1 protein-coding gene is annotated in these 315 nt (G+C 27.9%); it reads left to right on the top strand.

Annotation, left to right across the window (positions count from 1 at the left end; translation table 11 throughout):
• Positions 1-115: 115 nt before the first annotated feature.
• Positions 116-315 (top strand): hypothetical protein (locus tag ACFI32_RS14870; RefSeq protein WP_462627398.1); only part of this gene is annotated, 200 nt, incomplete at its 3' end.

Here is a 315-nt window from a genome sequence, read left to right as displayed (position 1 = left end):
TACAGGTTACTGGGCATTCACACTAAGCTTTAATGTCAATGACAATATTAATAAGATATATTCAAACCATATAGTCGAGTTACTTACGTACTTAAATGAGTGTTAAATTTTTAAAATGACAGGCTATACTTTAAATAGAGAAGAGTTTTATACTGATAACGAAGAGTCATATATTAAAATTTTTTGTTTAAAGCTTATCCAAAAATTAAAAGAGCTAGATATTTATTTTTTAGATTTGTGTGGTAAGACAATGGCTTATAAGAATAATAAACCTGTATGGTTAGAACAAGCTGTAGAAGTTGGTTTGGAATTCGG

Source organism: Psychrobacter sp. PSi21 (genome assembly GCF_054960615.1).
The sequence above is the reverse complement of the archived record's forward strand: the minus strand, read 5'-3'. Positions and strand labels throughout refer to the sequence as shown.